Source organism: Gimesia algae (assembly GCF_007746795.1).
In the GTDB taxonomy this organism is placed as follows: Bacteria; Planctomycetota; Planctomycetia; order Planctomycetales; family Planctomycetaceae; genus Gimesia; species Gimesia algae.
In genome coordinates this window covers 1,951,974-1,970,486 of the sequence record NZ_CP036343.1, presented here as the reverse complement: position 1 = coordinate 1,970,486, position 18,513 = coordinate 1,951,974, and the positions used below count along the sequence as shown (strand labels likewise).

Annotated in this window: 1 protein-coding gene (cut by a window edge); it reads left to right on the top strand. The window is 46.6% G+C overall.

Translation table 11 applies throughout. The features are described from left to right. Positions 1-1,339: 1,339 nt before the first annotated feature. Positions 1,340-18,513 carry the 5' portion of a Calx-beta domain-containing protein gene (locus Pan161_RS07265; RefSeq protein ID WP_145225442.1) on the top strand. 11,269 nt of this gene lie beyond the right edge of the window, so the window shows 17,174 of its 28,443 coding nt (coding positions 1-17,174); its start codon is at positions 1,340-1,342; its stop codon lies beyond the right edge, outside the window.

The following is an 18,513-nucleotide window of genomic DNA, read 5'->3' as shown; positions in this document are numbered from 1 at the left end:
GCCGTTCGGGAGATCCTGGATCAGCACTCTGGATAAAACATTCAGATCTCAATAATCGAATGTTTATTCAACAGAATCAATTTACTGTTTGTCAGGGGGAGCATTCTGAACTTAAGGGCTGAATTGCACGCGTTGTAGCAATTGGTTTCTGGAAAATGAGCCACATTGATTTGAACAGTTCAGAGTCTGTTTATGTAGGATTCATGGTGGTGCTCGGGTTCAAGTGGGTATACTCAGTGGACGGTGAATTATGATATTACTCTATAATAATAGTATAAAAGTGGATTTCAGGTAGTTTGGACTGTATTCTCACACGTGTGTGTTTTGAGGGTAAGGTTTTATTGCATTGTTCCGAATTTTAGTGAGTGAGACAAAAAAAAATGCGGCAGTGCTGATTGAGAGTAAGAAATCGAATGAAAAAATGATGCATGGGCCCGGCCGGTCATCAGGTTCGATTATGGTTCTGGTATCAATGTCCGAGGGAACCAAAAAAAATTATTAAGAAATATATTGCGAAGTAAAACGGTGCAAAATGAAGTGCGGTTCCTCATCAACCGAATTAATTTCATCTTGTTTAATCCGGTTGTAAACTCCAAAAAAAACAGCCTAAAATAATAAAAATCATTGTCACTTTCCTGGCAAATTCTTCCTGCATATTCCCTCTGAAAGGACAGGACTGGCCGTCCAAAACGCCCTGCTTTGTGGCGGTCAGTTTATTAAAAAATCTCTTATTCTGATTTTTTTGTTTGTATACTTTGCTCTTCGCTGGTAGGTTTATCATTTTCTGACATGTACACTAAGTGTGTACATACTGGTTTAAGTGATACAGATCATGCTGCCGTCATTTCAGGTGTAATATGAGGTGATTACTCACTACGGAAGTGTGCGAAAAGACAGTTAATTAGAGTCGTTAAATAATAGAAAACTATCAAAAAAGTCCGGAAATAGTGTTAGAAAACCGCATGTCGAGCTTTTGTTATCTGGAGTTGGTAACGCGTAAAAAATGAGCAAAGGGGCCGTTATAATGGGCAGTCTGCGCAGAGGTTATGGCTGTTTCGCTTGCGAAATGGGTGGGGATTTTAAGCCAAATATGAGCTTTCATCACAAAAAAAAGCAATTAGAACACCGGGTATTGTTAGCTGCATTTGAAATTAACACCGGCCCGGGCATTCACTGTATCAGTGTTTCAGAAAACTGATTAACGCTGCGAAACCAGAACGATTCATTAATTCTTCTCTCAAAGAATGTGAATGACTGAATTGAAATGCGATTAACCGAATCTGTGAGCAAGGTAAGGATTGAGTATTTCAATCAGTAATAGAGCTAAGGATATCAGCATATGATTCTTGTGCATTGGCTTCGATCTATTTCGTCGCGAATCCGAAACAGACCTCGTTTCAGATCGCGCGAACGACGTGAATTACGGCGGACCTGGGCACAGATTAAAAGTAATAAAATTTCGACTGCGGAAGTGCTGGAAGATCGCGTTTTATTGACTGTGGTAGCCAATTCAGACACTGATACGGTCACCGCGGGATTATCAACAGTCATTCATGTAACGCTGAATGATGTGGATCCTGAAGCGGGGGAACTGATCCTGTTATCTTCCAGTACCCCTACGGCACATGGAACTACGTCTCTCGTACGAAATATTCCTCCTGCTCTCCAGGCGGAATACGAACAGTTTCTTGAATATATGCCTGGGTCGACGATCGATGACTACATTTGGATGAATTACTGGGAAGGTGGCTGGGATCAGTACGCACAACAGACAGGAAATGATGTTAGCTTTCGCGTTCAGTATACGAGTACTGATGCAAACTACACCGGAACAGATTCCTTCACCTATGTGGTTCAGGATGCTGATCTCAATCAAGACACCGGAACCGTAACTCTCACTGTCAATGCGAATCAGCCGCCAGTGACCAGCCCTGATTCGGCTACGGTCACGGCCGGTGATTTTGTCAAAATGCAGGTTCGTGCAAACGATTATGATCCTGAGGGGACAGAATTAGTTTTAGATTCTTTCACCCAGCCGATGCATGGCACTGTAAGCTTGGAACGTAATTACCCAGCGTCTTTACTGGCTGATTTCGAGCAGTTTTCCAATGACATGCCTGGAAGCACCATTGACGACTACATCTGGATGAATTACTGGGAAGGAGGCTGGGATCAGTACGCGCAAGAGACAGGTAATGATGTCAGCTTTCGCGTCAAATATACCAGCACTGATGCAAATTATAACGGAACCGATACCTTCACTTATGTGGTAAAAGATGCACAGGGAAATGCCAGTACTGAAACAGTGACGATCACAGTCGAAGCGAATCTTCCCCCAGTCGCGACTGCAGACAACGTGACCTTGATCGCAGGCTTTTCCACAGTGATTGATGTACGTGATAATGACAGCGATCCGGAAGGAACCGAACTGACATTACTTTCAGCGAGTGGCGCGACACATGGGACTGTCGCTTTGGAACGTCGGATTCCAACAGAGCTGCAGTCGGAATATGCATCGAACGCTTATATGGGGCAATCGATCGAAGATTATGTGTACGGTCAGTATGGCAGCTGGGAAAATTATGCATTTTATATGCAGAGTAATTACTTTATCACCGTTGATATCGATGAATTTGACGTGCGCTACACCAGTAACGATGCCTCTTATGTTGGGACAGATACTTTCACATACGTTATTGAAGATGAGCATGGTGTCCAGCAGACGGGAACGGTAACCGTCACAGTGGAAGCGAATCAGCCGCCTGTCGCGGTAGATGATACCGCTGAGGTATTAGCGGGCGAGACAGTTCTGATCAATGTTCGCTCCAATGATACTGACCCGGAGGGGACAGAATTAACGTTAATCTCAGCCGGACCAGCCGCACACGGCACGATTGTCGTTGAACGCAATATCCCTCCGGAACTTCAGGCAGATTATGACGGTAGCTGGTACGCGTCAAACGGATACACAATCGATCAATACGTGCAGGATATGTACATGGAAGGGGGCTGGGAAGCGTATGCCCAGCAGACGGGAAATGACGTCGGCTATATTGTTAAATATACGAGTACCGATTCCTCTTATTCAGGTGTGGACAGTTTTTCCTACATTGTTGAAGATGAACAGGGGGTTCAACAGACAGGCAGCGTGACAGTGAATGTCATTGGGCCGACCCGAGTGTTGAGTGTCTCGGGAGCGACTACGGTCCAGGAAGACCAATCAGTTACTTTTACTCTGACTCTCGACAGTGAGGCTACTGAAGAAATCACGGTGCTGGAAAGTACTCTCGCTGGAACCGCCGGTTCCGATGACTACACCGAAATCTCTAATCAGTTGATTACGTTTGCCGTTGGAGAAACAACGAAAACGGTGACTGTGACAGTCAATGACGATGCATTGGTCGAGGCTGATGAAGTCTTCAGTTTTGTTCTTTCTGATCCCCGAAGTGGAGGCATTTCCGATATCAGCAAGGTGAAGTTCAGCGATGGGACCATCGATGATCTGAATACCCAGGCAACGATCACGGATAACGATACTGCTTCAATTACCGTCAATGATGTCACCGTTTCTGAATCAGCTGGTGTTGCTACATTTGTTGTCACGCTAAATCAGGATGTCGATATTCCTATTACCCTGTCCTATGTTGCTACAGGAAATACAGCGACGGGAACCCCTCCCGGGTATGCAGTGAATCCTCCTGAAGGTTATGACTTCTGGTCAGTTCTGGGGCCCGGGCCTGAGTTTCTGCCTCCCGAATTTACTCTGTATGGGGCAGGGGACAGTTTTTCATTTGATGTCAATCTCTATGATGACAATCTTGTTGAAGCGGATGAAGATTTTACCATAAATTTTGCATTTGCGACTGATGATTATGAGCGAGATATTATTTTAGATGGTGAGGCACAAGCTGTTATCCAGGATGACGATTCTGCGGTACTGTCTGTCGGGGATGTGAGTATTGCTGAAGGTGATTCTGGAGTCACTTCATTGAATTTTCTGGTTTCGCTTTCGAATCCAGTCGATGATGCCGTTCAATTTACAGCAGTCACTGCCGACGGAACAGCGACTGTCGCCGATGGGGATTATACGGCTTTTAATCAGAATTACATTATTTCCGCCGGTGACAATAATGTGATGGTCACTGTTGATGTTCTGGGCAATACGGTATCTGAGTTAGATGAAACTTTGCAACTGGTATTATCAAATCTGAATGCAGGTGGATTTCCCGTTACATTTGAAGGGGGGGGGAGTTCCATTTCTGCAACCGGGACAATTCTCGATGATGATATCGCGGCTACCATGAGTCTCTCAGATGCAAGCGTGGTCGAAGGGAATTCCGGCTCCACTCTGTTGACCTTTACAGCGACTCTTTCTAATACCATTGAAAACGATGTCACCTTTGAAGCCCAGGTGATAGATGGGACCGCGAGTCGCTCGGATAATGATTTCACGTTCATTGATGGCTTTTATACGATAATCGCGGGCGAGTTGAGCCGGGACATCACGGTGGAAATCTCTGGCGATACGAAAGTGGAAAGTGCGGAAGACCTGCAGCTGATTCTCTCCAATCTCATGGCCGGTGACCTGAATGTTGTCTTTGAGAGTGAGACATCAACGGAAACGGCAACAGGTACCATCCAGAATGATGATAGTGCCGTGATCTCTGTGTCTGACATCGAGGCTGCTGAAGGAGTTGCCGGTAATACCACTTTCACCTTTAATGCCACACTCACGCATCCAGTCGACGTTGATCTGACTTTTGATGCAGATTTGTTCGAAGGTTCCGCCACTCTTTCCGACAATGATTATGAAGCATACAGTCAGGAAATTACCGTGTTGGCAGGTGAGTTGACTCAGCAGATCACGGTGAGTGTTCCCGGCGATGTGAAAGTGGAAGCGGATGAGACTTTCCAACTGGTCCTTTCGAACCTGATGGCGTCCGGTTTGAATGTGAGTTTTGTCGGCGGTTCCAGTACCGAAACCGCCACCGCAACGATTCTGAACGATGATTCTTCCGTGTTGAGCATCGAAGATATGCAAGTGGTTGAAGGTGATTCTGGAACGAACAGTATTACGTTCACGGTTACTCTGAGCGCTCCTGTAGATCGCAATATTACGTTTGACGTTACAACAGTGAACGGTACAGCTCTGGCTGGAGAAGACTTCAATCAACATGATAATACCCTGACGATTATCGCTGGTGAGACCAGTACTCAGTTGACTGTTACGATTCCTGGTGATTCAAAAATTGAGCTGGACGAAACGTTTGGGATTGAGTTATCGAATCTGAATGCCGGTGATTTCAATGTCAGCTTTGCCGGAGGCAGTGCTACAGAAACCGCTACGGGAACGATTTTGAATAATGATTATCCGTCTCTCCAGCTTTCCGAACTCAACCTGACGAATTCCGGATCCTTGTCTGGAAGCATCACAGGTAATTTTACTCCCACAGAATATTACGTCGAACTGGATTATGGCCAGAACAGTGTGGCCGATGAAATCGTGGTTTCAGAAACTACTGATTTTCAGTCTCAGATTGAATTGAGCAAGCTGGGGCTGGGACGGACCATGCAAATTCGTGTCCGCGGCGAGAATCTCGCTACGGGAGAGATGGTTTATTCGGACTGGGTAGAAACCGACTTTGTAGCGATTCCACAAGTTCGGGATTTGAAACTGATCAACGACACCGGGGTTTCGAATGATAACGTCACCGCAGATGGAAGAGTACGCGGTGTCGTTAACTACCAGGGGAGTATTCGTGCCGATAAGGTTTATGTTGCTGTCGATCTGGATGAAAATGGGAATATTGATGCTGTCGTGATTCCTGATTTGACTGGTGCATTTGTCATTGATCCTGCCAGTTGGGGGGCAGATTTAACAGTTTTATCAACCATCAATTTCCAGGCGTACTCTCAGACGACCGGGCTCAGAGGGGACTGGGTCAGTATTTCTATCGAAGTCGTAGATCCAGCAGTAATTAACCCTGAGGGAGCGCCGTGGGCCAGTATTAATGATGTGGAAGATATTCAGGTCGAATTTGGTGAAGTCGTTGAACAGCGCATTGAGTTTGAGCAATTAGTCACAGATCCACTGGGGAATTATACGTTTCGCGTCAAAGGCCAGCCTGCCAATGGCGGAGCGGCGATGACAGGCCAGCATGGCATGATCATGGTCAACCAGGGGAATCTGTTTCGCTGGGACCCACACAGCCTCGATTATGGTGAAGCAGCGGAATATGCCGGCAAAACGACGATCGCCGAGATCGGCCTGTATCGAGATGGCGTTCTGATTGATACTCAGACAATCAATATTACCGTCGGTGACATTGAACCATTAGAACTGAAGGCGATTTCTGATTTCTCTGTGGACGTGTATGACCAACTGGCTTTTACTGCCAAGTACAAATCTCAGTATGATCCGGCTCTCACTGGCCCTGCCGTGTTTGTGTTCAGTGACGGAAACGCAGATACTCCCGACATTGCCCGTTCTATTTTATTGAATCGTGGTGATGCCTCTGTCACTTTTCGACTGCAAAAAAACGAGCTGTATTATTTTGGACAAAATGATGCCAGTCAAATCTATGACTACACCGTGACAACTTATTTTCCACAGGCGGGGGACAGCGACCATCTGGGAGCCAATGCGTTTCTATCCGGTGTTCCTGGCACGACGCCTGTCTTTCCTGTCACATCAAACGCTCATCTGAATTCGAATGTATCTAGTTCTTCACAGAGTTTTAAGGTATCCGTTGGGGATTATATTGCACCGCAAGTAACGGCGACCCCTATCGCAGTGCAGACCATCTTAGAGGGAGAGACATTCGAGTACGATGTGACAGGCCATTTCTCCCACCAGTGGGGCAGTGCACACATTTTTCATGAAAATGATGTTGTTACGTATGAATTATCACATGCTCCGGAAGGGATGCAGATTGAGAACGGAGTGATTACCTGGAATACAGACATTGCAGAAACGCCTCCCGGTAATCATATTTTTAATGTAATTTACAAGGTCAATGGCTATCAGTTATTTACCAGCCTCACTCCAGTCGTGTATGTGCAGGAAATCAATCACTCGCCGGATTTCAAATTTGAGGGAGGAGCAGACCAGCCCGAAAATATAGTGTTTACGGGGCCGACCACGTATCAGAAAGACGACTGGATTACAGAAATTCTGGCGAGCAGCATCGACCCTGATCATGAAACAAAACAGGTACTCACGTTTGATATTCAGATATCGGATGATTCAGACGATATTTTCGCCGTAGGTGGCACTCCCCGGATCGTCGACACTGTAGATTCCGGATCGTACACGTTTACGTACGATCCCGTAACCGGAGGTTATCATAATGGCGCACTGGCCTTTACGCTGAAAGCTGATGTCGCGGGCACCGCTGAAATAATGATTACGCTGAACGATGGCGGAGGAACTGAGTATGGGGGAATCGACAAGTCCCAGTCTTATACATTCCAGATTTCAGCGTATGATCCACCAGAGTCGACCAACAGATATGTTGAGCAGGACACGACGGGAGTTTTGATTTCACTGCTGAATGAGGATATTGCGTCAGGTGATTTGAGTATGTCTTTCACTCTGCCTGCTGCCTCCACCGGGCATGGGGGGACTGTCTCCATGGAACCTGGAAAGGCAGGAACCGTTCGATACATACCACCTGCAGGATTCATTGGCCAGGATACATTCACCTATCTTGTCACTTATCCCGATGGTACAGAGGAACCAACGGAGATGGTTGTGGAAGTCTCTCCCACCAATGATTCGATCGCGACGGCCCGCGAGATCGAGCTCGCTTTCAATGAAACGGTCGATTTGAATGGTGGGATTTCCAGGTTCGACAGTTCGAGTGATGTCGATTACCTCGGCTTTGACCTGAATGCCAATGAAGTCATTATTGTGGATTTTCAGGCGGACGATCCCTCGGATGAATTTCTTGTTTCACTTGTTGATGAAAATGGAGATCCTCTGGAGCTGATCATTAATCCCTTTGATGGCACAGAATATTACAAAGCAACAGCAGATGGTTCGTATTATCTCAAAATCTCAGAGGGTAATCTCTCCTCTGAAATGAAGTCTTATACGCTTTTCCTGACCAGGCAGGCCAATCTGGCGCGGGATGATAGTCTGGTTGTGTTTGACGATCTGCTGAATCAGATTGACGTCGCAGATTTACTGGTTGACGACGGTTATGAAAACGGTGCCGACGTCACCCTGGTCAGTTTGTCTGCTCTGACTGAGGAATCGGTAGCGGTCGCCCATAATGGCGCTGAGATCGGAACGGCAACTCAAATCAGTTATAGCCCCAATTTTGGTCTCACAGCCCCTCCCGCTGACATCCAGGACGATGCGTTCTTTTATCAGGTACAGGATGCCAGCGGTCGAATTTACACGGGATTGGTTTCGCTGACAGTCAAATCACGGATTCCCCAGGTGCAGGATCTGCAGTTAGTCATTGACACAGTGAGTGATACCCAGGGGCCTGGAGAAGAGACAGATGGAGTTACCTCGTATCCTGTGATCACCGGACGCATTCTGGACCACGATCATTCCAGTAGCAGCTATGAAGTGCAGATTGATACTGATCAAGATGGTGAGGCGGATGTCAGTTTGTCGGCTGAAGAAATTTTCTCATATGATTTGCGGACGAATGACATCATTTTGGATGGCGAACAGAAAACGTTTAAGGTACGGGCTGTCGAAGGGACCCTGGAAGGGGAATGGCAGACAATCGTTGTGACTTATCAGACTACCGGTCATCCCGAGATACCAAGGGTCACGGTCACCAATGAAACCTTACCCGGCGACGGTACGGAGGAAGGCGACAATGACTTTACATTCAAGATTGCATTGAACGACGGCGCAGTCGCACCTGCTGGTGGCATTTCAGTCAATGCATATATTGATTTAGGTGATGCAGAAGTTGAAGATTTTTCCAATTTCAATGGTGAACCGCTTACGATCACGGACGGCAAAGTCGACCCTGTCACTGTTACTATTTTGGAAGGTCAAAGCGAGGCGGAATTTACTGTGACCCTGCTCGACGACTGTCTGGTCGAAACCGCGGAACGATTTACAATCTACGTCTCAGATCCTGCATACCCGGCTGATCTTGAAGCCAATACTGGAATCCTGGGACGGGCAGAGGGGATCATTGCGCCAGATCCGGATGATTCTGCTTCTCTGGACGTGTCTGCCATTTCACAGAATGAGGGAGATTCGTCGATGGGCGAATTTACCGATTTTATCTTTACAGTCGTCCTTACGGGGGAAGTGGAAGGGGGCTTCGAACTGCCGTTTACCCTTCAGGATGGGACTGCCACGCTCGCTGATGATGACTATCTCCTGCCAGACTCATCCACTCTCTCCTTTGCCGGGACGGCGGGAGAGAGCCATGACATCGTGGTCCAGGTCAAAGCGGATGATGTCGTTGAATGGGATGAGAATTTCATTCTGCAACTGGGTAACCTGCTGAATCTTGATGCGAGCCTGCTGAGCAAAGTGACCCTTGCTTCAACGTCTGTGGCGGGAACGATTATAAATGATGATACAGCGAAACTCTCCATACTCGATGATGTCACCCGATATGAAGGTCAGTCAGGAACAACGAAATACGAATTCACAGTTTCCCTGGATCAGCCCATCGATATTCCCATTAGTGTGACAGTCTCTACTGTGGACGGTACAGCAACCGTGTCTGATAACGACTACGTTGCGAATTCTGAAATCTTCAATTTTGCCGCCAATGAAACGGGCACCAGAACATTTACGGTGGAGGTGAATTCCGATACGGAATACGAAAATGGAGCTGATGAGACGTTTCAGGTCGTGTTATCCAATCTGGTTGCAGATGCTAGGTTGGACAACATCACACTGGAAAACGGAACGGGAACAATCCTGAATGATGATGATCCCGTCTACAATGTGATCACAGTCAATGATTTTGAAGATGCAGACAATAATAACCTGCCGACAATCACATTCAGTGAAGCTCTGAAAATGGCCAGTATCAATAGCTCTGAGATTGATATTATCCGCTTTGATCCGGGAATAATTTCAAATGAGGAAGTTCAGATCATACTGACGACGCCGATTACGATCGACTCGAATGTGATTATCGATGGCTCTGTACAGCGGAAAGAAGATCGCTTGGTTAGTGGCACCGCAACACAGACGGCAGGTGCATTTGATGTGGGAGATTATATCCCCGACGGGACAGAAACCTTCACGGTCAACTCCCGGGTTCGTTTTGTCATCTCTCCTGAAGCAACCGATTTTGAGGGGCCCATGATTATGGTCAAAGCAACGCATGGTGATGATGATGAAACCAATACCACAGCGGAGTTAAAAAATCTGATCATAGATGGAGAAAACTCAGGAGTTCTTCCCCTCTCCAACGCAGGTGATCTGACACTCATTAACGTCTCTGTAACAGCATCTGTTGACGAAACCGAGCCTGGCTTTGTTCGTAATCAAATCAATGGAAGCGGAGGCGGAATCGTTAACGCCGAGAATGCGACATTAACACTGAATGAAAGCGTGGTTTCTGGACACAGTATTACAGGAGAAGGTGGCGCAATCTATAATACAGCGACCGCCGTATTGATCTTAAACAGCAGTACTATAGAGAATAATATTGCGGCTGGAAATGGAGCTGGGGTTTTTAATGAATCCGGCGGAAACATTCAGATCAATCGAAGTACTGTTTCCGGGAATATCTCAGAAACAGGAAATGGGGGTGGAATTTATAATGCCGGTGTTCTGATCTCAGAGAGTAGTACGATTTCCGGAAATACTGCAGACACCAATGGTGGGGGGATTTATAACGCTGCCTCCGGAGAGTTAACAGTCACCAGCAATACGATTGCCTTTAATACAGTCACGACGGGAACTGGAGCAGGTATTTATAACGGGAATGTAACAGAAGATACTGCCCGGTTGCAAAATACGATTGTCGCTAAAAATTCAGACAATCAGGATATCAGCGGTGAATTTAAATCGAACGGGTACAACCTGATCGGGATCGTGGATGAGAATCCAGCAGGAGAGTCTCATGGATTTGATGACGAATTACTATTCGATCTGTATGGCCTGGGGACCGCAGCTGTAGATCCACTCCTGGATGAAAATCTGGCTTATAACGGCGGGTTCACAAAAACACATCTTCTGTTACCGGACAGTGTAGCCATTGATAAGGGAGGAGTAGATAGTGAGTCGTCAACAGATCAACGCGGCGCGCCGCGTGTTCTGGATGGTCTGGAAGCCGTCGACCGGGACGGAGATCCGGAAACCAATGACACAGAAGCTCGAATTGATATTGGTGCGGTTGAGTTTGGTTCCTTTTTCGTCAATACACTTTTTGACACACCGATTCCCGATTCAGATGCAGGTCCTGAAGTTTATAACGATGGGATTATCGATGTCAGTCAAGATGATGGATATCAGGTATCACTCCGTGCAGCGATTCTTGAAGTGAATGCATTAGCGGGAGTTAATCATGACGGTGGTGCTTTCGATGCTTATATAATTTTCTCAGACACGGACTCGACTTTTTATTACCTTGAGGGGAGTTCTGCCAGCGATTCGACAACAGTCACTAGAGAAGATTTCAGCAGAACAGGTGACCTGGATATCTATGGCAACGTGACGATTCGGGGAGCGGGTTCCGGTACCACCTATATCAGTGGTGGAGAAGCGACAGCCTCGGTCGCAAAAGAGGATGAAAACGGCGAAAAACAAACCCTGACCGTAGTCACTTCACCAGCTCTGGAAGACCGTATCTTCCACGTCCACGCGGGGGCCCGTTTACAACTAGAACAGTTATCCGTTATCGAGGGGCATGCAGTCGAGGAAATAGACGGCACCGCTACGACCGGCTGGTTTGCAGTTGATACGAGCGGGGCAGATACTGAGGGGTATGAAGATCCAGTAACGAATGTAGAGATGCCTAATTTTTCAGATCTCAGATTCTTTTACAGTGATGATCAAAGCCTTGTTCTTGCGGGCACTGTCGACTCTGGGGTTGATACAAATGCATCGTGGATTGATATCGATTACGATTTCGATCAGGTCAGCCTGGAATCAGATCGTTATTACCTTGAGGAGATTCTTACTGTTGGAAGCAATGAATTTCGTATCGTGATTGATGAGGACAGAGTCAATGATTTAATGTTTCAGGACATGGATGGGAATTTGGTTTTACCAAACACGATTAATCTCCGCCTGGCCTACCCCGGTATCGATGCGCAACCAGTCGTGTATCAGCAAGACTCTGGGAAGGGGGGGGGTATATTTAATGAAGGGGGTGGGCTGACCCTCGTTGATGCAGTCATCGGCACGACAGGTGGAGGATTGGCAGGCGATGAGTTCGATAGTCCGGGAAATGACGCGGACCTGCAGGGGGGAGGCATCTATTCTAAGAATGAGGGTGGATTCACCGCCGTAGTCACACTCATCAATTCCCGAATAGAATCCAACAGGTCTAATCAGGGAGCCGGTATCTATATTGAATCCGGCATGGCATCTGTCACAGACAAGTCTATTGTGGGGAGCAATATTGTCGCATATCAGGGGGGAGGTATTTATCTGGAAGATGGCGAACTACTGATTACCGATGAGAGTCAGATTGCCAATCACAGCCCTCAGACGATCGATTTTACTGAGGGGATTGGTCTGTATCTGGCGGGGGGGATTGTGACGATCAGTGGTGGCTCCAGTATTCATCACAATACATCCTATCTGGAATCCTCAGGACATGGCGGGGCCATCTACAACGCTGCAGATTTGACAATCGAAGAGGGAAGTCAGGTCGACAGTAATACTACCGTCATGACGACTGGCTCAGGCTCTTATTCTGGAACGGGTATCTATAACGCAGGCCAACTGCAGATCAACGATTCCTATGTAAGAAATAATTACCTCTTTGATGGTCGTGGTACCGGCATTTTTAATGCAGAATCCGGAACGGTTGTGATTAATCGAAGCGAAATCTCTGGAAATCAAACACCGCAAGGGCAAGGAGCAGGGGCAGGGATCTACAATGATCGTGGCGAGATTTCAATTCAAGACTCTATTCTCCATAATAACGAAATTACATTCGGACCCGGTGGAGGTCTCTTCAATAATAGCGGTCTGGTAACCATTGATAACACGGTCTTCGCGAATAATAGATCATTGACGTCTGGTGGGGGAATTGTCAATTTTAATATTGATGCTGTACTGATTGTAACAAATTCTTTGTTCAAAAATAATTTTGGCCAGCTACAGGGAGGTGCGATCTGGAATACCAATGGTAATGTAATAATTGACAACAGCAGTTTTTATCAAAACGTAACTGCTAATAAAAATTCAGAAGGTGCAGCAATCCTGCATTATAGTGCGCCAAAACAAATTACCTATTTGACGACGGAAGCAGGAAGCCAGGCAGATAAGATCGTTGTTTCTGATATCAGTGCTTTGGACCCCCATCTTCAAATTAATGAAGATATTACCAGTTTTCGTGTTCCGTTTGATATTCTGATCGAAGACGAAATCCTCACTGTTACACAGATCACAAGTGTTGCTGGAGGATATGAACTGGCAGTTGAGCGTGGCAGGAATCAATCGATTTCTGCGAATCATTCTACGGGGAGCAAAGTTTATGTAATCAGTGGTTCACTTTCGATCTCAAATACGACCCTGGCAGCAAATGTTCTTCATTCTTCCTTGGATTTAAATGGAGTATCCGAATTCGGGTATGTATCCAAAGGGGGAGGGGTATTCAGTATGACTGATATCGTCACCGCACCCACCATCATCAGCAACAGTACATTTTACCGGAATGCTGCCGATGAAGGGGCATCTGCCTGGTTTGGTCATCTGGTTACTTCGGACCAGATGTCGAGTGAATTTGTCAATGCCCGACAGAAATCCAGTTCTCCCTATCTGGAAAATAATATTTTAGCAGAAGGGTACAAAGCTAATTTCGCTGGTTCAGCGGAAGTCGATTTACAACCGGAATTGTGGGAGGGAGATGCTCCATATCTATATGACATATATGGTGATTTCGTTTCTGGTGGGAATAACTTTGTCAGTGCGTCTGCATTAGGATTTACAACTGTAGATGCTCCTGAAGGCATCAACGAGTCTGCAACAGTCATTGAGTTAGACAGTATCAGTTCGTTCCCGAATCAGGGAGAGTTTGTCATTCGTATCTGGGCGCAGGATGGTTTTGCATTTGAGGAGATGAAAGTTACCGCAATCAATACCGTCCAATTAACTAACGAAACCAGGTATCTCCTGACCGTGGAACGGGGATTCAACGAAACAACTGCCATGGCGATCAGTGATGGAGCTTTAGTCCTTCATCTGGATGAAAGTCTTCCCTTAAAACCAAATGACTACTATGGAGTTTTGAGTCATCGCCTCGATCCACTCCTGGGGTCATTGCAGTATACAGGTCCTTCCTCGCTTTCTCTCATTCCTTTACCGGGTAGTCCCGTGATTGGACTGGGGAACTCTAATAGTTTCACGGGTAATAATACCACTTTAACGGTTGCTATAACTGGCGACTATGACAGCGACATCCTGCTGGTTTCCGATTTTACTGTTTTCGACTATGAACGGGACGAAGATGATGAAGTGATACCCTTCCAGATTCAGGTCGGTTCAGAAATGATGTTGGTGACCGGTGTAAATGAGGTTGCAGGTTCTTTAACCGTTCAGCGTGGTTTATACCGAACGCAGACTTATTCTCACAGCGCTGGTGCCAGCCTCATCCAAGGGTTTTCTGGAATCCAGACGGTATTAGTCGCAGATATTTCAACGATGGATCAGACTTTGATTCGAGTGGGAGCGGCGACCGGAATTCCGACAAATGGTGTTTTCGAAATTCAAATTAATGACGAACAACTGAGAGTCACTCATGTATCCTATGATGAGTCTGCAGATGAATATCTTCTTACGGTTCAGAGAGGTAGTAATGGCACCTCCGCTGCGATTCACGTGAGTGATTCCAACGTGTTACTGATCACAGACCAGAATAATTCCAATCGAAATATTGACTCGAATGGAGACGCGATCGCCCATATGGATATCGGGGCAGCGGAAGCGGCCTATTTTCAGGTCAATTCTACAGCTGACACGATTGATCTAAATCCTGGTAACGGAATTGTTGATACCGCTCTGTCGGGAGAATTCTCATTGCGGGCGGCTATCATGGAAGCCAATGCCTTAAATGGACCTGCAACAATTTACCTGCCCGCGGGGGAATATACTCTGGATCTGAGCGGGATTGATCAAGGTGACTTTGCTGGTGATCTGGATATCCTCAGCAATCTGACCATTATTGGTGACGCGGCAAATACCACTTCTATTATTGCCAATAATACTGACCGCATATTCGATATTTTTCCTGGAGTTAAACTGACACTGGAAGGTGTGACACTCAAAACGGGAGTTGGTGTTGAGCATAGCCTCGATGGTGATGGAGGAGCAATTCGTGTCAATCAGGGAGAGTTGAGTTTAATTAACAATATGATCACTGGCACTCAGGCTGAGCATGGAGGAGCGATCTGGGCGAATGGTGCGACGGTCAGAATAGATAACAGTACGATTTATTCCACACGTGCCACTTCAACTGGCGGGGCTATCGCCAGTTACAATAGCGATGTGATTATGAGCAACAGTACTGTCTCCGGGAATGGGGTAAGTACGGTCACTCAAGGAGGCGGAATCTATAACGGTGCATTCAGTACATTGAATGTATCGAGCAGTACCATTGTAAAAAATGATGGTGCTGAGGGGGCCGGAATTCTTAACTTCGGTTCTGTAAAACTCATCAATACCCTCGTTGCGTTAAACCAGGGTGACAGAGATGTTTCAGGGCATTTTGATTCTGATGGATACAATCTGATTGGAAACGCCGAGGGGGCCACCGGTTTCTCTTCAGGGCTGGGTGACCAATTTGGAACCAGTGGAGCCATGATTGATCCTGTTATCAGTAGTCTGGGTGATCATGGAGGAACGACTCTTACTCATGCACTGGAAGTTGGTAGTCCGGCTATAGATGCAGGTAGTGGATTATCCAAATATCGCGGGATTCTTCTGGAATTGAAATCATTGCATATTGGGAAAAACGAGATTTTTATTCAAGTGAGAGATACTAGTGGTCTTCCCGCCGTCCCATTCAACATCCTGGTAGATGCGACTCCCGATAATCCTGACAGTGGTGATGAAGAAATCATGACTGTTACGGAGATTAACGATACTGTTCTCACAGTGGAGAGGGGGGTTAATAGCACATCTGCAAAAACGCATGTTAATCCTGTCAGCTTTCATCTCTTAGGGTTACAAGATCCTGAACTTTCCGGGATTAAAGTCCTCGTCCTCATTGATCAGCTCGGTAATCCTCGATATCAGAAACTTGGCATGTATCAGACAGACGCGCTTGATATTGGTGCCTACGAAGGTAGTGTATTCGCTACTCCTCCATTTTCGATCAGTGAACCCATTATCGAGATACCAGACTACGAAGGTGAGGACATACCGGAAGGTACAGCAGAGGGAGCCTACATAGATGTGATCTTTGAGATCACTCGAACGGATCCAGAATACGCACCTGAGAAGATCGGCTATTACATAGAACCTGCTGGCGAGCACTCTGCCGGTCCTTCGGACTTCTTTAATAGGTCTCTGGGACAGGTCTACGAGAGCTATCCGACAGGCGAACTTTCGTTTAAAAGTAGAAATGATCGAAAATTAGTTTTTCACATTACTTCTGATGCTCTCCCTGAATTAGATGAAAGCTTTCGGATAGTACTTTACGATCTTAATACGCTTATCCCACTGACAGATGTCTCCTCAGAAGCAACGATTCAGGATGACGATGATGATCCGATTATCGTTTCAATTGTCAGTGAGTTAACACAGTCAGAAGATGGAACCTTCGGAATCGAAGTGACTCTGGATCATGCTGCGGGAGAGGAAATCCGGGTGCTGGCTAGTACCGATACCGTGGGTTTAACCGCCACCGGAGGCGCCGATTTCACTGTTCTTGATGAATATGAAATCGTATTTGCACCCGGTGAAACGTCACAATTCATTCCCATTGAAGTGTTCAATGACAGCACCGTGGAAACGGATGAACAATTCAAGGTAACGATTTCCGGTCTGCAGTCCATCTTGCTCCCCACCAAAGATATTTCGATTGGAGGCGGGGGCGATGAATGCTTAGTCACGATTACAAATGACGATGAAGCATCTCTTGTTGTGAGTAATGTGACGGAATTGGAAGGGGACAACGGAGAAGATGCACAACTTGTTTTTCAGGTCACTCTTACGAATTCCGTAGCTGATACAGTTACAGTCGATTTTACAACTGTGAATCACACGGCAGTGAGTGGTGAGGATTATGTGCCTCAATCCGGAACGCTGGTGTTTACAGCAGAGGGAGACCAGACGATACAAATTGTCGTTCCTGTGATTGAAGATCTGCTACTGGAAGGCGACGAAAGCTTTTTCGTACAACTCTCAAATCTGAGTACTGGAGTTCTGAGTTCAGAAAACTTCTCGCTACAGGATGGTGTGGGGACCATCCTGGACGACGACGCTCCCCGACTGAAAGTGGTGGACGTTACTGAAAGTGAAGATGGTACCTTCACTTTCAATGTCGAACTCACCAAATACACGGGGGCTGTGACGGTCGATGTTTCGACCATTGATGGGACTGCGATTGCAGGTGAAGGGAACGATTATTATCTGGAGAACGAGGGGGTCGCTGTCGACTCGATAACCTTATCGTTCGAGGTAAATCCTGAAATTGATCTGACTGGCAAGCGGGAGCAGAGCTTCACAGTTCATGTCGAGGATGATACCGATTTTGAGTATGACGAGTTCTTCGGAATAGTGCTTTCGAATCTGATAGCGAACGGAGAAGAGGAAGATTTCATTCTGGAAGACGGCATCGGCACGATTCAGAATGACGATTCTCCCAGTGTGACCATCAATCGAGTCTCTGGCTCAGAACGGTCCGGTTTTCTGCAGTTTACAGCGATCCTCGCGGGAGATATCCCAAGCGGTTTTTCAACGGTCGTGAATGCGCTTGACCAGGATGCCGTCAATGGTGTGGATTATATCTTCGATCCCCTGACTCTGGATTTCGATGGCTACAATGGCGAAACCATCACTTTTCAGGTTGAACTGATCAATGATCGTATTGAAGAGTGGACTCCCACTGCGAAGTACAAAGAGTCGTTTGAGTTGAAATCAGAGGAACTCACGATTGGTTCTGACACAATCCGGGGAATCGCCGGAAAGGGTACAATCTACGACGATGACTTCTATGTGTCCGCAGGCTACGACGTGGATATCACCTATATTCAGACAGGTGGTAATAGTGAATCGGACGAATTACATGATCTGCAGCAACTGGTTGCCAGCAAATTCACGGAACTCGGGATACTGGCTCAACAGGATCCTTCCGATTCAGAAAATGGAACTGATCTCGCAGTCCAGATGGAAGC